The organism is Paenibacillus sp. FSL K6-0276 (assembly GCF_037977235.1).
GTDB lineage: Bacteria > Bacillota > Bacilli > Paenibacillales > Paenibacillaceae > Paenibacillus_AQ.
On record NZ_CP150276.1, the window covers coordinates 6,075,608 to 6,093,980 of the forward strand.

The following is an 18,373-nucleotide window of genomic DNA, read 5'->3' on the forward strand; positions in this document are numbered from 1 at the left end:
TTGTAAATTAATTTAAAGTAAGAACACTGCCGTCAATAAGTGTAACCTTCCAGACTGGGAGCAGTTGCAGCTTATCTTCTTTCACTACAGGTACATACGCAGGCGTCAAATCCTTCACTGCCGAAGTTTTGCTGACCAAAGACAATTGATTCTCTAGCTCTGCGCCCCCAGATAGCTCTACTATTTTTTTCTGTGCTTTACTCTCATCCATATAGATTAATGAGCGTTCATAAGAGGATACGGTACCCTGCTGCAATTCCAGATTAATTACGCCATACTGCAACTGCGAATTACTCATGATCGGATAGGAGCCATAAGGATAGGAGCCATAATATTGTTGAAAAGAGACCTTTCTGTCCTGTCTCCCCTCCTCGGTGGCTTCAAGACGATAAGTCCCATTCCATCCACCATACTGGTTCACAAATTCTACGGCTTCCAGCGCATCCTTGGCAGGTGTACTTTCTCCAGCTGGAAGTGCGGCAGGATCGCTATAGCTCATCCAATTCCTTTCCTTATCGACCTGAAGACTCCGTTTGCTGTCCGTATAAATCTCCGAGCCATTTTTCTCGCGAATATATCTAGTGCTTCCAACATCGAAGAAAAGATTGTTCTGCATTTGTTCTATGGTATACATGCCTGAAGGCATCTCAACCTGAACCAGAGAAATCTTGCTGTCAGGCACATAATAATCTCCGTCTATTGACTTGTAAGGCGTCCAGTTCTTGCCGAAATCCACATGCTGCTGCACGTCTTGAACGGTTAAATCCGCTTTTGCCGCTTCATAAATAATATCGCCTCTCGTACTGAAGAAAATGGCATGCGCTTTGGAGTCATTCTTAATGTTGTAGATCCAAATACGATCGATACTTTCTCCTTCAAATAGGGAATCAGGCGACAGCTGCATAACCCGCTGCAATAACGTTACCGGAATGCCCGATCCGAACGAAAGCTCAATACCCGGATTCTCATTGCGAATCTTTTCCCAGTCATAATCCTGCACCGAGTGCCGCTGGAAGCTTTCAAATCCACGCCCTTTTAACCGATTCATAATTAAACTATAGAACGTTGAGTCCGGATAAAAAAGCGTATGCTTGTTATCGCCCATATGGATGATCATTTTGTCAGGGTACAACAAGTTCTCGACTTTTTCTTTCGATCCCATATTATCTGTCTTCACATATAGATTCTCGGAGAGTACCGCAGAGTCTGCACCGGGCAAGCGATAAATCAAATAATAACTCTCAACTAGACTTCCCAGCACGAGTAAGGCTAGAATCCATGACTTCAATCTCTCCTTCATGCCTCACTCCCCCTTTGCTCATTCAGAGGTAGCGTAAAGGTTACCTTAGAGCCTTCATTAAGCTCGGATTGCAGGGAAATAGAGCCTCCATGTGCTTTCACAATTTCCCGGGCAATGGAAAGACCGAGTCCGGTGCCTCCCATATTCCGTGAACGCGCCTTGTCCACCCGATAAAAGCGTTCGAAGATCCGCTCGATATCTTTCTTCGGAATACCAATCCCGGAATCACGTACAGAAATGGAGAGCATTCCATCCTCATTTTTCAAGGCTTCCAATTCAATTGTACCGCCTTCTGGCGTATATTTTAGCGCATTCGAGACTAAATTCCCCAGGACTTGATCGATTTGATCACGATCGAGCCACGCCGTGGTAACATCTCTGCGCACCCTTGTGCTAATATCGATACGTTTCTGCCGAATCTGAAAAGAAAAGCGGTCTGCTACATCCTCCAGCATCTCGGCAATATCCGTCTGCTGAATTCTGAGAAGTGCCTCCTTGGAATCCAGACGCGAAAGATGCAGTAGATCCGTAACCAGACGAATCATACGCTCGGTTTCGTTACGAATAACCCCAACAAATCGAACGGCTAACTGCGGATCCTCAAGCGCTCCATCATCGAGTGCCTCCACGTAGCTCTTAATTGTTGTAAGTGGTGTTCTTAGCTCATGCGAAACGTTCGCTACGAATTCTCGACGTGATTCCTCCAGGTTCTCCTGCTCCGTGACATCCTGCAGCACAGCAATGGTGCCTGCAATCCCACCTTCACGACGATGAATCGGAGTAAACGTTACTCTCACGATATTAGAATCTTCACCACCCATATGTGTCAGGTGAAGCATAGCGGATTGAGCATTTCCTTTAGCCAAGGAGCCGCTCTGCTCATAGTCAAGACCAAGTAATTTATCCAGTGGAGCACCTTCCGGCAATGGACCTTCTGTTCCCAGCATAAGTGCTGCCCGAAGGTTCATGAGAATCACTACCCCATTCTCATCCGTAGCCACCACACCATCGCTCATGTTCGTCAGAATGGAGGTAAGCTTCTCCTTCTCCTCCTCATTCTGCGAGAGCGCCTCACGCAGTCTACCTGTCATATAATTGAATGCCTGACTGAGTTGTCCAATTTCATCGTTGCCGAGTACGGGCATTTTACGATTGAACCGGCCCTCAGCAACAGCTGTTGCATGCCTAGTCATTTCTTTAATCGGCTGCGTAATGGTGTGTGCAAGAATAACACATAGGACAACTGTCAGTGCCAAGGCTAGCAGCAAACCTGAGATGAATACACTGTTAATCCTGCCCATGGTTGCATATAAATCTTTCATGTCAGCAGCAATGTAAATAGCGCCCACTACCTTGTCACCGGAGAGCACCGGCTTGGCCACAACCTTTTTACGCACATTATCATCGGCAATAATATATTCTTCATTATCGCTGATCCCCTGCAAGGCGCGATTCACTACGGTCTGGGTGTTGCGCTGTCCGACATAGTCATTCTGCGAGGGAACGGAGGTGGTGATTATTTTGCCACTGGCATCAAGCACTTGAATCTCGGCCCCGTTAATGTACAGGTTATTGACCATGCCTCGCAGACTTTCTACAGCCGTTTCCTCGTCCGCGGTACCAGCCTCACTACCAAATTTATCAGCAGTCAGGATGGATAGCATCTCCGCACGTGCTTTAAGATCCTTCGTGAAGTTATCCGTTAACGAGTTCTTCATCGAGCTGACAAAATAGACTCCAATTAACTGCATAGCTATCAGAATCAGCAGCACATAAATAATAATAAGCTTTGCCTGAATTGTCCGGAAAAAGGACCACCATTTCATCACAGTCCTCCGCTTTTAGGGCTATGCATCAAATAGCCAAGTCCACGCCGAGTATAAATATATTCGGGCTTGCTGGGATTCTCCTCAATTTTCTCTCTTAGACGACGGATCGTCACGTCTACGGTCCGCACATCGCCGAAATACTCGAATCCCCACACGGCCTGCAGTAAATGCTCCCGGGTCATCACCTTACCCGCATGTTTAATCATATAGTAGAGCAACTCATATTCTCGATGGGTCAAATCAAGCGGCTCCCCACCCTTATATACCAGATACATATCTGTATCAATAAATAGATCAAAATGGTAAATACCCTGTCTGGTCTCTGCAGGTTCATTCGCCATTCCCGGCGGTGACGGTTTGTGCTGTCTCCGCATTTGGGCTTTAACTCTGGCGAGTAGCTCACGTGTACTAAAAGGTTTGGTCACATAGTCATCCGCACCAAGCTCTAGACCAAGCACCTTATCAATCTCTCCGTCTTTGGCAGTAAGCATAATGATAGGAATGTCCAAGTGCGCAGAACGAACCTCACGACAAACATCCATCCCGTCCTTACCAGGCAGCATAAGATCAAGCAGCATAAGATCAGGCTTTCTGGACAATGCCAGTTCCACTGCACTGTTACCATCAAAAGCACAAATAACCTCGTAGCCTTCTTTTTCTAGATTAAACTTCAATATATCAGCAATAGGCTGTTCATCGTCTACTACCAGAATCGTTCCCATCTGCATGTCTCAGCTTCACCTTCCTATCCCTACTTAAAGATCATTCCTTTATTTTAACATACCTGTCTTACCGTCACATCCTACGAAATAAGGAATCGGTTTCCCCAGCAAAAAGAAACAGCTATATCGTCATTCATATATCAAAAAAAATAAAAACCGCTCGAGTTTAATCGAGCAGTTGAGGTTAACGTATGAATTATTGCAAATACTTCATTGGATTTACTGCAGTGCCATTCTTCCGAATCTCAAAATGCAGATGTGTTCCCGTCGAACGTCCAGTGTTGCCCATTACGCCAATCTTGGCGCCTTGCTCCAAGCGCTGTCCCGTAGAGACTGAGATGCTATTTAAGTGACCGTAATAAGTCTCGTATCCGTTACGGTGATCCACGATAACCACATTTCCATATCCACTCTTCACACCTGCAAAAATTACAGTTCCGGCATCAGAGGCTTTAATGGTCCGGTTGCCAGATACCATATCTATCCCCTTATGGGCACGGCTCCAGCGTTCTCCGAAACTGCTAGTAAGTGTTGCTCCGCTTACTGGCCAACTGAACATGCCCGTTCCTTCACCAACTACCTTCGTACCCCGATAAACCACTTCAGGGAGCGAAGATTGTATAACCGTCTGGCCCAACCACTCTTCTTGTACGACCATTCCATTCTTCTTCGTTAACCGATATTGCATTTCTTTAAGGCCAGTTTGCCCTGGACGAACAACCTTGCTCTTGCCTGCCGGTAACTGGTCGCTTTTGCGTACGATCAATTCGGGCTCAGTAACCACCTGCTCTGACACTTGTTCCACAGTAACAACTGTAACATCTGGCTGTGGTACCTTCAGCTTCAGCGTATCCCCAATCTTCAACGTTAGCTCTTTCACATCGGGGTTGTTACTATAAATCTCTTTTTGTGTAATTTCAAACCGTTTGGCAATCCCCGAAATCGTATCGCCCTCTTGAACGGTATAAAGAAGTGGCGCCTCTTTGCCCTCGGTAAGTGTCTTGACCGCTTCCGCCACATCCAGCACTTTATTAGGATCTGTTTTTACAGGAACAACAGAGACCTCCTCACTAATCTTGACTGATTCCACTTGTTTAGCAGCTTTTGCTTTCGCCTTCGCAGCACTTGAACTTGAGGCAGCGGTTCTTGTGAGCTTACTAGCTGTTGCTACTTCAGTTTGCGGAACATAATGATTCTTTACCCCTTCAAGTACCGCATTCGCGGTCTGTTGATCCTTAACAATGCCAACGGCCTTGCCATCTACCATTAATTGTACACCTACGGCATAGGCCTTCAGCATACTATCTAATTTATTAAGCGTCGCTTCACTATCAACTTCTGGTTTGTACGCTTTCTGCTGTTTAATTGTAATGCCTTCTGTCTGAAGTACCATCGCTCTATCAGGATACTTGTCCTGATATTCCTGTTGCTTCTTATCGTACAGCTGGTTAAGCTGTGCCTGATCGTTAAGCTTCCCGATCTCCTTACCCTTCACTAACACTTGATAGTAGGTTTCAGTATTGGCTGCTACATACTTTTTCTCTGCACCAATCAACACAGTGGTTAGAAGTACCAGGCCAACAGCTCCCAAAATCCAAGAGCGCCGGAATCTACGAGTACCTTTTTCTTGATGAAAGTGTGTGGAGTCGTGATCGAAATTGTGGCTCTGCTGAACATCTGCTCCGGATTCTGCTTTGTGATTATCCTGCAGTTTCCCCATCCGGCGCATGAACTTAAATCCCTTCATGAAACTCTCCCTTTCAGTCCGCTCTGTCATCCGATATGAGCGGCCAAGCTAGTTGTACGATCTCGATTATATAGATTACGACCATGAATATTTCTGCTTATCCTAGTTCTAAATTCCTGCTTCTAATGGACCCTCAAAAAGGTTACAAGAGGTTACAAAAAATTAACCGTTTGGCGTCCTTGTCTAATGTACCATAGCTGAGCGAAAAATTTCAACTTTGTACACATAAAAAAACCCACGAAAAACGCGGGTTTTTTGCGCAAATATGAAATTTTAACCTTTTTCTTGTGTCTATAAAGTGACAATCACTATCCTCACTGCGAAGTTCCTGTAGTTGGTGTAAGCATTTTCATTATACTCTCATATTCATCTGGATCAACATATTTAGCGATGACTTGTTGCAGTTCCTTAACCTCATTCTCCGTTAGTCCATTCTCCATAGCCGTAGAGATCTTTTGCATCTCGTCCTGCGGTAGTTTAGACATCAGGATATTAAATATATTTACCTTCTCCGCCGAAGGTAGATTATCTTTTAAGTCACCTATTGCCTCAGGTGTCATTACCAATTGCTGATCCTCTATACTTCCACTCTGGCTTTCGTTAGTAGAGGACTCATTTGAGGCTTGGCCCATAACCGGTAAAGCATCCGCGGGTGCCTTTTCCTCCACCGGCTCCCCTTTATCTTTTGCAGGTGTATCCTTACTGTTATCTTTATCCTTGTTTACCGTGCTGCCTGTTGTCGTCGCTTCTTTATTCGCTTTATTGGGGTCCGATTGGCTATCCATGCCAATAATACTTTTGACCATCCCACCTAAACCTGGGCCTGGACTATCCACTTTAATATCAAAGCTCGCCAGCACCGACTGAATATAAGCATTTACAACCACGCCCGTTGTTAGAATTGAAAGTGTACTTGCGAGTACTACAATTAGACATACTCCCAGTGTACGCTTCACGATCTTCATCTTCGTCTCTCCTCTCACCTATGTTCAAGTCTATCTGGTAGATCATCTCCATGTTCTTCTATACTTCCAGTATTGACTAGAACCGGCTTTGGGAAACGTCCGAGTGTAAAAGTAAACATAAAAAAAAAGGCCTCTCCCGAGGCCCCTTATAAATTGACTATGTTGTTAGATATAAATTGGCGTTACTTGATTCGTCTGCTCACGGTTACGTCCTACTGAGAAGATGGCAATCGGAATCCCTGTAAGCTCAGACACACGTTCAACATATCTGCGTGTATTTGCTGGCAGATCGTCCAGTGTTTTTGCAGAAGTAATATCTTCGCTCCAACCTGGAAGCTCCTCATACACCGCTTCACACTCTGCCAGCATCTTAAGGCTAGCTGGGTAATGAGTGATTACTTCACCACGGTATTTGTAGCCTGTGCAGATCTTCACAGTCTCAAGTCCGCTCAGTACATCCAACGAGTTAAGTGACAAACCTGTGATTCCACTTACACGACGAGCGTGACTTACAACTACACTGTCGAACCAACCTACACGGCGAGCACGTCCCGTAACTGTGCCATATTCATGGCCCGTTTCACGGATATAATCACCAGTTGCATCATTCAGTTCTGTAGGGAACGGGCCATCTCCAACACGAGTGGTATAAGCTTTAGCAACCCCGATAACCTGTTTAATCTTGGAAGGTCCAACGCCGGAACCTATGCATACTCCACCTGCAGATGGGTTAGAAGAAGTTACAAACGGATACGTACCTTGATCGATATCAAGCATTACCCCTTGTGCACCTTCAAACAATACTTTGCGGTCTGCATCAATGGCTTCATTAAGAATGACTGATGTGTCTGTCACATAATTACGCAGCACTTCCGCATATTCCAGGTATTGAGTAAGAATCTCTTCAACGTCAAGAGCTTCCGCGCCATATACTTGTGTAATGACTTGGTTCTTCTCTTCCATCAAGTGACGGAGTCTCAATTCGAATTCCTCAGCGTCCATCAGGTCAGCAATACGAATACCGTTACGTGCAGCCTTATCCATGTAACATGGACCGATACCTTTACGTGTTGTACCAATCTTGTTCGGACCCTTGCGGTCTTCTTCCAGAGCATCTAGCACCATATGATAAGGCATAATAACATGAGCCCGGTCGCTGATCACTAAGTTCTTAGTGTCAAAACCGTTCTCGTGAATATAATTAATTTCTTGGATCAAGGCAGCTGGATTAATAACCATCCCGTTACCAATTACACAAGTCTTTTCTTTATAAAATACACCAGAAGGGATCAAGCTGAGCTTAAACTTCTCACCGTCAATCAGAATCGTGTGACCGGCATTATTGCCCCCTTGATATCGGGCGACCACATCTGCACTTTCAGCTAGAAAGTCAGTGATTTTCCCTTTACCTTCGTCTCCCCATTGTGTTCCCACGACGACTACCGTTGACATGTTCATTCCTCCGTAGGTGCTAGCCAGCACCATTAATTTTCATAATATGGGCCCTGTACGTCATTCTTATGTACGTAGCCCTCCGGACTCCAAGCGGATTTAACCCACTAAAGGACAATACTCAGTGTAACAGCCGTTTTTTTCAAAGTCAAATAAAACGAACGATTACACGAGGAAATGTGCAATCGTTCGGATATTATACATGACAAGTTTAACCAGCAAATGGTTCTGCATGTGCTCGCTCGTAGTTAACGAACTTGTTAAAATTTTTAAGAAAGACAAGTTCTACCGTACCTACGGGACCATTACGCTGTTTGGCTATAATAATTTCAATGATATTTTTCTTCTCAGTATCCTGATTGTAATAATCATCACGATATAGGAACGCAACAATGTCGGCATCCTGCTCGATAGAACCAGATTCACGCAAGTCACTCATCATCGGTCGTTTATCCTGACGCTGCTCCACACCCCGGCTAAGCTGCGACAAGGCGATGACCGGCACGTCCAATTCACGGGCAATCTGCTTCAGTGTACGGGATATATCCGATACTTCCTGCTGACGGTTCTCCCCGCCTTTGCCGCGGCCCTGAATGAGTTGCAAGTAGTCAATGACAATCATGCCAAGGCCCTTTTCCTTCTTCAGCCTCCGACATTTTGCACGAATATCCGTCACCGTGATACCGGGTGTATCGTCGATATAAATCTCCGCTTCCGATAGTGACTGAATCCCCATGGTCAGCTTGGACCAATCATCATCACTCTTGAAATCACCGGTACGCATAATATTGGCATCTAGATTGGCTTCTGCACAGATCATCCGCTGTACTAGCTGCGGCGCTGACATTTCCAGACTGAATATGGCAACAGTCTCTTTGGCACGTACTGCCACGTTCTGAGCGATATTAAGCGCGAACGCAGTTTTACCTACAGAAGGACGCGCCGCTACAATAATCAGATCGTTGCGCTGGAATCCATTAGTCATATGGTCTAAATCCACGAATCCAGTTGGAATACCTGACGTACCACCTTTATTCTGATGAAGTAGTTCAACCTTGTCGAATACTTCCATCAAAACATCGCGGATCGCGATAAACCCACTGCCGCTGCGCCGGTTGGAGATTTCAAGAATTCGCCGTTCTGCATCACTCAGCATATCGGCTACATCTTCGCCACCTGTATAGCCCTCGCTCACGATCTGCGTTGCTGTGCGAATCAAGCGCCGAAGCATAGCCTTTTCTTCAATAATCTGCGCATAGTATTCTACGTTAGCCGCAGTAGGTACCGCATGCGCCAACTTAGCTAAGTAGCTAACACCGCCAATATCTTCAAGCTCTCCCTTGTCCTGCAGTCTAGAAGTAAGCGTAACAAGATCAATCGGCTGGCTCTCTTCTCCGAGCTGCACCATCGCCTCAAAAATCATTTGATGCGCTTTATCGTAGAAGTCTTCGGTATTCACCCGCTCCATTGCAGTAATGAGCGCTTCATCCTGCAACAGAACAGCACCAATTACCGCTTGCTCCGCTTCAAGATTCTGCGGGGGAACCCGATCGAAAAAGAGATCTCCACCCATGTTACTCCTCCGTTACCTGGACCTTAAGGGTAGCCTTTACTTCAGTATGCAGTTTAACACTTACTTGAAACACTCCCATATGGCGGATTGGCTCACCTAGTTCAATCTTGCGCTTGTCGATGGAAATGCCTTGAGTAGAAGCTAGCGTCTCAGCAATCTGTTTACTTGTAATTGCGCCAAATAGACGGCCGCCTTCACCTGCTTTTGCTTTCATAGTCAGTGTAAGCTCATCTATCTTCTTGCCCAGTTGCTGTGCTTCTTCTTTTTCGTTATCTTTACGGCGTTGTTCAGCAGCTGCTTGGTTCTCGAGCGTCTTAACATTTCCTTCCGTTGCCGGACGAACTAATCCACGTGGTAATAGGAAGTTGGCAGCATAACCTTCTGATACCTCTTTAACCTGACCTTTTTTACCTTGACCCTTAACATCTTTTATGAAAATGACCTTCATTCGAATAAACCCTCTTTCGATTCGATTTCAGCCAGCACCTGCAGCAGTCTGGCTTCTGCTTCTTTACATGTTCCTTCTAGCTGTACTGCGGCGTTGGAAAGATGCCCACCGCCACCCAATTTCTCCATCACGACCTGTACATTCATGCGCCCAAGTGATCGAGCACTAATGCCAATCAGGCCGTCTGGTCGCTCGCTAATGACGAATGAAGCGACTACGTTCGTCATCCCTAGTAGCGTGTCCGCAGTCTGAGCAATAAGTAACTGCGGAATCTTCATGCCTGGTGCCGTCACAACCAATGCGATTTGATCATAAATCATACGCGCATGTTTGATAATTTCGGCTTTTGAAATATACTCCTGTAAATCCTCCTTCAGCATACGCTGAATAAGGACGGTATCCGCACCATTTCGGCGCAGAAATCCTGCAGCTTCAAATGTACGTGAGCCTGTATGAAGCGCAAAGTGCTTCGTATCTACAGTAATCCCCGCTAATAGCATTGTAGCATCCAGCGGATAAATCTTTACCTTCTCATGGATATATTGAAGCAACTCTGTCACCAGCTCACAGGTTGATGAAGCGTAAGGTTCCAAATATACCAGTACAGCATCGTTGATGAACTCTTCACCTCTACGGTGATGATCCACCACCACAATTCTACTGGCATATTGCACAAGCCGTGGCTCCATTGTCATAGACGCCTTATGTGTGTCCACAACAATAAGCAAGGTATGCTCAGTCATCACTTGTAAGGACTGCTCCGTTGTGATGAATGACTTAAACAACTCATCATCTTTACGAATCTGCTCCATCATGTTTGTTATAGAAGGATTAGGGGTTTCCATCACAATGTTGGCCTCTACATTATACATTTGTGCAGCCCTCAGAAGGCCAATTGCAGCACCTACAGCATCGATATCTGGTGTCCGATGACCGAGGATCAGCACGCGGTCGCTCTCCTGCATCAGATCACGCAGTGCATGCGCAATGACTCGTGCCCGCACTCGTGTACGCTTCTCCGCGGCATTACTCTTTCCACCGTAGAAAGACAACCTCTGGCCTGCTTTTACAGCTGCCTGATCTCCGCCTCGGCCTAGCGCCATATCCAAACTGGATTGAGCTAGAGCTCCTAGCTCACTTGCAGAATCCGCTCCAAAAGCCATGCCTATACTCAGTGTCATCGGTACCTTAAGATCCGCCGTCATTTCCCTAACCTCGTCGAGAATAACGAATCGACTCTCTTCTAGCGCTTGCAGGCTACGGTGATTAAGTAGCATTAGATAACGTTCAGACGACAACCGACGCAAGTAAACATCAAACTGTTTACTCCATTCAGTGATCTCACTCGCCACCTTGGCAATCAGAGAAGTACGCTGTTGATCATCCATTCCTTGAGCAGATTCATCTAGATTATCCATCATCACTATGCCGATCGCCAGCTTCTCATCCTCATAACGTTCACGTAACACCACAAGCTCAGTGATATCATACATGTAAAGAATACGTTCACTTGGAATAATGACGGCTTGATAATATCGTTCATCCACAGTGAGCTCAAGGCGAGTGTCGTTCAATACACCTTCTTTGAGGATATCCCGTTTTCCCGATACATTTGTCGTAAAAAAAGACTGCATATCAGGCAGCAATTCCTGCAGCGGTTCCCCAACCAAAGACTTGCGCGCAAAAACATCACCGGCATAGCGGTTATTCCATTCTACTGTTCGATCTTCGCTAAACAGAATGATTCCGAGGGGTAGCATGCTGACCGCTTCTCCCTCAACCCGCTTAATACGAAAAGTTAATCCATTAATATATTCCACCAGATTACGACGGAACGAAATCTCCGTCTTTAGCATATAGAAGCATAATGTACCTGCCAGGAACAGGCTAGCGACCCCAAGAGCCCAGTTATAAATACTGACAATTATAATAAGGGCCAACAGTAGCATGAACGCCCATACGGTATGATAGCCGTGCCAGCGTCTTTGCAGAAATTTAGGCATGAACTCTCACCCTATCGTTTCGATTTCGTCACATACTCCCGCAGTGGGAAAGCAAGATCAATGATACCGATAATGCGTAGCGGCGGCAGCAAAATGACCGGTATTGCTAGCAGAATGGCAGCCATCTTGTTCCATTTGCGTTCATGCGCCAGGAAGAAGAAAAATCCAATCGCCTGAATCATAAAGCCAATTCGTAGCAACGGCAGAAGATTGGCAGAAATCATTAGGATGTAATTGTTCTCCGATCCTGAGAAGAAGAGCTGAAGAACCACACCAATCAAATAATACCAAATGAACGATCTCGAAAGTCTCCACTCACGTGCAGGCTTCATCTTAGGCACTGCGTAATTCATACTGTTCAGAATCGGACGGACGATAGAATGCGTAATGACAGCTATCATGAAAGAACTTACGATTAGAGTCATTGGGATCATTTGAACCGTCATATGACTTAGCTTGTTTACATCCTCAGTCGTAAACCCAAGGTCAGTAAACAGTGGATTAGTGGTACCGAGATCAGACAGAGGCGAGTTTACCATTTGCAGCACATCGTTCACATAGTTAGACAGATCAAAATTAAATAACGCCGTACCGAGCAGTAAGAGTAGCAGAAACTCTGCAAGGATCGTAACCGTACCTGCAATCACGGTTGACATTGCTGAGGCATGTCTTTTATACCAACGTCCCATAACCAGAGCCGGTATTAAGAAATACACCGCAATCAGTACATAAATAGGTGTAATCAGGCCAACAATCAGCAACACAGGCAATACGTGTAGAACGAATTGTTTGGTGTTCAGTGTAGTGAACAACACTACTGCCGGAACAATCATAAATAGGGTAGTGATGATGAGCATTGGAGTAGTTAAACTAAGCAGCAAAAGTAAGTATGCTACGCTCCAAGCCACAGATGACCAGCGAAATTTCAACAGTATTCACCTCTTACGCATATGTTCTTCTAAAGCAGATATATCTTGATACCATTCTTCCAATTGATGCCCTTCCTGCTTATGCTTTCTGAGCTTCTCGAGTAGCAAGTCATCTAATTGACGATAGGGAATTCCTAGTCTGCGGCCCAAAATATAAGAGCTCATAATCAAACTAGCCAGGCTGTCGCCCACACGGGTAGTACTGCCTTCCCATAACGCCTTAAATAACCGTGAAACTTGGTCAATCACTTCAGTTTTTAGCCATTCAATTACCTTGGCGCGTTTAGCTACATCTAGATCCTTCGGCACATTGGACACGTCTCTCTACCTCCGGCAAAAAGCTTTATTCTCCATTATAGCATAAAAATTTCTGTGTCACACAGGACGCCCCACGCACCTTAAGTATGCTTCAACAATGGATGAACTAATTACTTCTTACATTTTAAAAAAAGACCTGTTTTCCGTTATCGCCGGAAATACAGGCCTCGTTCCGATTGCTTCTATTACCGCGAATAAATTGGGCTATAATGACTCTTGTGATTGTTTTGATACAAATTTCTCACAATATTCTATGACTTGACTCCGGCGAACGATGCCAATAAACCGGTTCATATCATCGACTACAGGAACAAAGTTCTGTACCTTAGCCAAATTAATCAGGTCTTCCATATCCGCATCAATCGAGACAGGTCTGTTATTCATCCGTAACGGCAAATCTTTAAGCAAGAATTTTGAAGCATTCTCAAAAGTAACCTTGCCTTCGGATTCCTTCATATACCAGAGCAGATCACCCTCTGTAACCGTTCCAGCATATTCTCCATTTCGGTTCAGAATAGGGACAGCAGTATAACGGTGAAACTCCATCCTTTCCAGCGTTTGGCGTAGCGTTGAATCGATCGTTACGCAAGCGACTTCCTGTTTCGGAAGTAAAAAAAATGCAATATTCATCTCTTGATCCTCCTCAAAGAGTTCCGAAGGAATTACGGTTCTTTAACTTCCTTTTACTGCCATGCAAAATTATTTATACGTGGCAGCTTAATAATAGTTCCAATACATTATAGCATGAAGACAGCAAGCAGCAGCCATGAGAATGTGAATGGCTGCTGCAATTATTTATATGAGTTTAGATTCCACTTTAGAATTATTGCGTAACTGCTGTTGCTTTAGGTTCCAGCGCATTACTTGCTTTTCCAGGCTCAATTAGTTGATCTACTGGTGTTGCTGCGTTCATCCAGTTGTCAATCATTGCCTTAGCCTCACTCAGATCCTCTTCATCAACGATATCGTAATAAATACCATCCATACGCTTACCTTCACCCATAACTGTGAAGCTTGAGATATCCATGCCTTTTCCGCCCATAAACTTCTTGGCCAGACTAATGATCGTGGAAGGCTCTATGTCAGTCTTGAAATTATCTCCCATGATATCCAGCAACTTCGGAATATTGCCGATTTGACTGATCGATAACATCTTATTAGCTACAACATCAATAAAAACCTGCTGACGCTTGGTGCGGTTAAAGTCGCTATCCTCACGATAACGCGTATAGTTAAGCGCTTCTTGTCCGTTATAAAGCGACTTTCCAGCTTTAATTGTAAACTTTTCATGATCCTTGCCCTTGTTCACAATGTCTTTCTTAATCGGCAGCGGAACGCCTCCAATAGCATCTACAGCATCCTTGAGCCCTTTGAAATTAATGCTAGCATAATATTGAATATCATGACCGAGCAACGCTTCTAAGGAATCCTTGGCCATTTGGTGCCCCCCGAAGGCATAGGCATGTGTAATCTTATCCTTTTTATTATCCTTATGACCTATAATTTCCGTATACGTATCACGCGGAATAGAGATAAGCAGGATCTTATAATCCTCAGGGCGAACAACAGCGTACATCATGGTATCTGAACGTGCCGTTTCATTATCGCGTTGATCGGTCCCTAAAAGCATAATTGAGAAGGGATCGCTCTTGTACGCAACGGGCTCTGGCTTAACCTTGTTCTCATCCTTAAGCGGCTGGTAAGATTCTTCCTTCAGCTTACTTTCAACCTGATCAGATAAAAAAAGGTCGAAAGCTAATACAGCCAGGGAATTACGAAACAGAAATCCTCCCGCTATAATAACGACAAGAACTATGAGTGCAATGTATCTTTTCTTTATTTTTTTCATCTTTGATTCCTTCTTTATTGTAGAATAATTGCTTGCCATATATATAATGCTTCCTGATCTTTATCAGGCAGTCATGACTTTATTTCTCACGGCGATCGGCTGTCCCCTATTCCATTATCTTATTGTCCCCCCTTTCAGGAAATTCAGGTCATTCAAAATTATAGAAAAAAAAGTTTTTGGCGGTCCTAAATTAATGTGGATAAAACAATATTTCTATTGTAATCACTAAATGGATAAAAAGAAACAACAAATAACGACATGAATAGGGAAAAAGCACCAGACCAAGTAATAAATACTCGTATGGCGCTCCAACTTTAGTTCCCAATTCTAAGGGGGTGTGTCATATGTTTAACCCTATCTCCATAATTGTAAACCGCGGAAAAATCCATAATCAAACAATTTTGCAGCACCTTTAAATCGGCTCTCATAAGTCTTTGCTCCCATAACGACCGCAATAAGCCTATGACCATCTCGCTGAGCCGAGCCTGCAATGCAATATCCCGCCTGGTTATCATGTCCAGTCTTTAAACCATCTGTACCCTCATAAGCGTAAATACCGCCCATAGCTGGAAGCATGAAATTGCTGTTACTAACATACAGACCTTTATCCTTTAAATGCATTTGTGTACGGCTAGAAATATTCAGAATATCCGGATGATTATAGATTAGTGCGGCAGCCAATTTGGCGGTATCCCGAGCTGTCATCATTGTCTCACCGCTGATATTCATATTCGGACGAATGAAACCAAGATCCTTACCTGATAGTCCCGTTGAGTTAGTAAATATTGTGCTGGAAGATAAGCCTAGACTGCGTGCCTTGTCGTTCATCATAAGCACAAAAGAAGCCTCTGAACCTGCCATATATTCTGCCAATGCAACAGTTGCATCGTTGGCAGAATATATGGCGATTCCTTCAAATAATTCTCTTATGGTATAGAATTCTCCCCGTTTCAATGAGAGATTTGCGCCACCCATTTCACTTGCGTAAGCACTAATGGGAACTCTATCCTCCCATTTAAGCATTCCGGAGGAGATCTGATCCAGCACAATCAATTCTGTCATTAATTTAGACACACTGGCTGGTGGCATAGGTACATCGCCGTTTATATCCACCCATATATCTCCAGTATCCATATCGAGAAGCACTGCTGATTCCGCGTCAATATTTGGTTTAAAACCAAGCTCGGTTGGCTTCCACACCGCAATCAAGACAACGACTAAAACAGCTGCAATTGCCCCCACTACTATCCGTCTCTTCATCGTTGTCATCCTCCATACTATATATGACGAATGAAACTACAATTTGATTACACTTTTCACAAAATATTTTTATTTTATTTTTCACTTTGTTCCTTAATCCACCACTTATAAGGGTCGATAATCGTACTTATAGAATTCACACGAACGCCTTGTAGACGCTTATTTACTGGAATAATGGTTTTCCGCTCAGCCAAAAAGATCATAGGTACCTCTTCATTGACCAGCTTCTGCCACTCATAATATATTTCTTTACGATATTCCCTATCGTATGCCTTCATACTTACTCCTTCACGAATCAACTCTTCGTTTCGCTCTGAGGACCAACGTGGATAGTTCCATAGATCATTTTCTCTCCACAGACCCGTTGGATCGGGGTCACTCGCTAGTCCCCATACTCCATAGAATAGTTCGATGGACGGATCGTCAGATTCCACAGCGTCGTAGAAGGTGTGGACTTCCTTTAATGCTCCCCCGTTTAGCTGTACATCGAGTCCAACATCACGCCAATTCCCTAGAATAGCCTCCGTACGTAGCTCTGACGTTTGACTACCCAGCATAGAATCAAAATTAATAACCAGTTTTTGTCCCTTTGAATCTTCCCGTAATCCATCACCGTCAAGATCCAGAAATCCAGCCTCATCCAGCAACTCCTTGGCCTTAACAGGATTATATGGATAAGTATTAATCTCAGCGTCAGGGATCTTCGCCCAGCTTGTACTAGATATTGGGGTCTCTACAGGCTCAGCTAGACCATAGGAATATGCTTTAATGATACCTTCACGATCTAAAGCATAGTACATAGCTTGGCGTAATCTTTTGTCTTCAAATTTAGGGTTATCCATTACGATTGTCTCGGTTTTCGTATCCCAATGCCCGAATTTGAAACCTATATATTCATAGCCAAGCTCAGCTGTTTGCAGAATGTTTACATTCCCCAGTTTATTTAGATCATCATAAGCATCCCGAGGGGCTGTCTCTATATCAATTTCTCCTTGTTCAAAGCGTTTGGTCACTTCTTTGTCGTCAAATACCTTATACAGTACGCCATCCAATAACGCTTTGCCCTTATAGTATTGGTCAAAGCGTTTCATTTCTACCCTCTCGCCAGGCTGAATATATTCAACCACAAAAGGGCCAATACCAATAGGGGATTTTCGCATCTGATCACTCTGAGGCATATCTTTAACGGCGACACCAGTATAATATTTTTTATTCATCGGATAGGGCCACAGATTATCGATTGTATTTACCCGTGCAGCAGTTACTGTTATTTTTAAAGTATAAGGATCTATGACCTTCAGGCCTGATATGGTCTTTGCTTCTCCCTTATGATAGGCTTCTGCCCCTTGAATCATTTCAACACTATAATAATGCGAGCCCGTATAATCTGGACTAGCGATAGTTTCAATCGCAAATTTCCAATCCTCCACCGTTAATTCATCACCGTTATGCCAACGGACTCCCGGTTTGATTTTAAAGGTAAATATTTTATGATCGTCAGATTCCTGCCAAGAGGCGATACTAGGAATTATCGATAAATCATCATTTAACGTAAACATAGGCTCAGTAATAAACTCCAGCACACGAAAATCATCTTCACCTTCATAAAAAGCAGGTTCAAACAAGCCTGTAAACGGTGAGGAGTATCCGTAAGTAACTACTCCACCAGCCTGTGGCTTATTGTCTTTCAAATTATGGCGAAAAGATAATGAATTACTGCTGGAAGTTGATCTACTACATGCTGACAATAGGGTCGCCATCACGAGCAGCGTTAATAACAACCTGCACATCTTCTTATTATTCATGTGTTTCTTCCCTTCTCTAGTTGAACATATATCTACATATAAGTTATGGAATATAAATATTTTTACTGTAACAAAGTTTTACGGTGGTTACAATAACTTCTAAGCTCTAGGCCTTTACTCCTGCTTGAAATTCACATAATTCGTTTTATCTATAAAAAAGACCTGCCTCGTGG

At 44.2% G+C, this 18,373-nt stretch carries 15 protein-coding genes; all 15 read right to left on the reverse strand.

The window, feature by feature from the left end; all coding sequences use genetic code 11:
• Positions 1-7 precede the first annotated feature (7 nt).
• The 15 genes from yycH to opp4A all read right to left on the reverse strand — a co-directional run bounded on the left by yycH (position 8) and on the right by opp4A (position 18,200).
• A complete protein-coding gene (yycH, locus tag MHH52_RS28665) occupies positions 8-1,300 on the reverse strand; it encodes a two-component system activity regulator YycH (RefSeq protein ID WP_340005882.1) in 1,293 nt (430 codons plus the stop codon).
• Positions 1,297-3,126 (reverse strand): cell wall metabolism sensor histidine kinase WalK, encoded by a 1,830-nt coding sequence (walK, locus tag MHH52_RS28670; RefSeq protein WP_340005884.1) that lies wholly within the window; start codon positions 3,124-3,126, stop codon positions 1,297-1,299. Before walK ends, yycH begins: the two co-directional genes overlap by 4 nt.
• On the reverse strand, positions 3,126-3,857 hold the full coding sequence (gene yycF, locus MHH52_RS28675; RefSeq protein WP_313639765.1) for a response regulator YycF: 732 nt from the start codon (positions 3,855-3,857) through the stop codon (positions 3,126-3,128). Before yycF ends, walK begins: the two co-directional genes overlap by 1 nt.
• 190 nt (positions 3,858-4,047) lie before the next feature.
• Positions 4,048-5,598: a M23 family metallopeptidase gene (locus tag MHH52_RS28680; protein ID WP_340005886.1), complete on the reverse strand. Its 1,551-nt coding sequence runs from the start codon at positions 5,596-5,598 to the stop codon at positions 4,048-4,050.
• Between the two features lie 314 nt (positions 5,599-5,912).
• Positions 5,913-6,563 (reverse strand): hypothetical protein, encoded by a 651-nt coding sequence (locus MHH52_RS28685; RefSeq protein ID WP_340005888.1) that lies wholly within the window; start codon positions 6,561-6,563, stop codon positions 5,913-5,915.
• A 165-nt stretch (positions 6,564-6,728) separates the two neighbouring features.
• On the reverse strand, positions 6,729-8,015 hold the full coding sequence (locus MHH52_RS28690; protein WP_060626292.1) for an adenylosuccinate synthase: 1,287 nt from the start codon (positions 8,013-8,015) through the stop codon (positions 6,729-6,731).
• Between the two features lie 211 nt (positions 8,016-8,226).
• Positions 8,227-9,588 (reverse strand): replicative DNA helicase, encoded by a 1,362-nt coding sequence (gene dnaB / locus MHH52_RS28695; RefSeq protein ID WP_313639762.1) that lies wholly within the window; start codon positions 9,586-9,588, stop codon positions 8,227-8,229.
• A gap of 1 nt (position 9,589) precedes the next feature.
• On the reverse strand, positions 9,590-10,036 hold the full coding sequence (gene rplI, locus MHH52_RS28700; RefSeq protein WP_313639761.1) for a 50S ribosomal protein L9: 447 nt from the start codon (positions 10,034-10,036) through the stop codon (positions 9,590-9,592).
• Positions 10,033-12,039, reverse strand: a complete 2,007-nt coding sequence (locus MHH52_RS28705) for a DHH family phosphoesterase (RefSeq protein WP_340005890.1) — start codon at positions 12,037-12,039, stop codon at positions 10,033-10,035. Before MHH52_RS28705 ends, rplI begins: the two co-directional genes overlap by 4 nt.
• 11 nt (positions 12,040-12,050) lie before the next feature.
• Positions 12,051-12,968: a DUF2232 domain-containing protein gene (locus MHH52_RS28710; protein ID WP_340005892.1), complete on the reverse strand. Its 918-nt coding sequence runs from the start codon at positions 12,966-12,968 to the stop codon at positions 12,051-12,053.
• A 6-nt stretch (positions 12,969-12,974) separates the two neighbouring features.
• Positions 12,975-13,277: a MazG-like family protein gene (locus MHH52_RS28715; RefSeq protein ID WP_170880353.1), complete on the reverse strand. Its 303-nt coding sequence runs from the start codon at positions 13,275-13,277 to the stop codon at positions 12,975-12,977.
• 213 nt (positions 13,278-13,490) lie between these two features.
• Positions 13,491-13,916, reverse strand: coding sequence for a CBS domain-containing protein (locus MHH52_RS28720; RefSeq protein WP_042131716.1), 426 nt, complete (start codon positions 13,914-13,916; stop codon positions 13,491-13,493).
• A 193-nt stretch (positions 13,917-14,109) separates the two neighbouring features.
• Positions 14,110-15,135, reverse strand: coding sequence for an LCP family protein (locus MHH52_RS28725; protein ID WP_340005894.1), 1,026 nt, complete (start codon positions 15,133-15,135; stop codon positions 14,110-14,112).
• Between the two features lie 354 nt (positions 15,136-15,489).
• On the reverse strand, positions 15,490-16,395 hold the full coding sequence (locus MHH52_RS28730) for a D-alanyl-D-alanine carboxypeptidase family protein (protein WP_313639757.1): 906 nt from the start codon (positions 16,393-16,395) through the stop codon (positions 15,490-15,492).
• A gap of 74 nt (positions 16,396-16,469) precedes the next feature.
• On the reverse strand, positions 16,470-18,200 hold the full coding sequence (gene opp4A / locus MHH52_RS28735) for an oligopeptide ABC transporter substrate-binding protein (protein WP_340005896.1): 1,731 nt from the start codon (positions 18,198-18,200) through the stop codon (positions 16,470-16,472).
• Positions 18,201-18,373 lie beyond the last annotated feature (173 nt).

What these genes read in the sequence shown, in the direction of transcription:
- walK (WP_340005884.1), bottom strand. Translation starts at nt 3,126, where the DNA reads ATGAAATGGTGGTCCTTTTTCCGGACAATTCAGGCAAAGCTTATTATT.
- MHH52_RS28680 (WP_340005886.1), bottom strand. Translation starts at nt 5,598, where the DNA reads ATGAAGGGATTTAAGTTCATGCGCCGGATGGGGAAACTGCAGGATAAT.
- rplI (WP_313639761.1), bottom strand. Translation starts at nt 10,036, where the DNA reads ATGAAGGTCATTTTCATAAAAGATGTTAAGGGTCAAGGTAAAAAAGGT.
- MHH52_RS28705 (WP_340005890.1), bottom strand. Translation starts at nt 12,039, where the DNA reads ATGCCTAAATTTCTGCAAAGACGCTGGCACGGCTATCATACCGTATGG.
- MHH52_RS28720 (WP_042131716.1), bottom strand. Translation starts at nt 13,916, where the DNA reads ATGAATATTGCATTTTTTTTACTTCCGAAACAGGAAGTCGCTTGCGTA.
- MHH52_RS28730 (WP_313639757.1), bottom strand. Translation starts at nt 16,395, where the DNA reads ATGAAGAGACGGATAGTAGTGGGGGCAATTGCAGCTGTTTTAGTCGTT.
- opp4A (WP_340005896.1), bottom strand. Translation starts at nt 18,200, where the DNA reads ATGAATAATAAGAAGATGTGCAGGTTGTTATTAACGCTGCTCGTGATG.
- yycF (WP_313639765.1), bottom strand. Translation starts at nt 3,857, where the DNA reads ATGCAGATGGGAACGATTCTGGTAGTAGACGATGAACAGCCTATTGCT.
- MHH52_RS28725 (WP_340005894.1), bottom strand. Translation starts at nt 15,135, where the DNA reads ATGAAAAAAATAAAGAAAAGATACATTGCACTCATAGTTCTTGTCGTT.
- MHH52_RS28685 (WP_340005888.1), bottom strand. Translation starts at nt 6,563, where the DNA reads ATGAAGATCGTGAAGCGTACACTGGGAGTATGTCTAATTGTAGTACTC.
- yycH (WP_340005882.1), bottom strand. Translation starts at nt 1,300, where the DNA reads ATGAAGGAGAGATTGAAGTCATGGATTCTAGCCTTACTCGTGCTGGGA.
- MHH52_RS28690 (WP_060626292.1), bottom strand. Translation starts at nt 8,015, where the DNA reads ATGTCAACGGTAGTCGTCGTGGGAACACAATGGGGAGACGAAGGTAAA.
- dnaB (WP_313639762.1), bottom strand. Translation starts at nt 9,588, where the DNA reads ATGGGTGGAGATCTCTTTTTCGATCGGGTTCCCCCGCAGAATCTTGAA.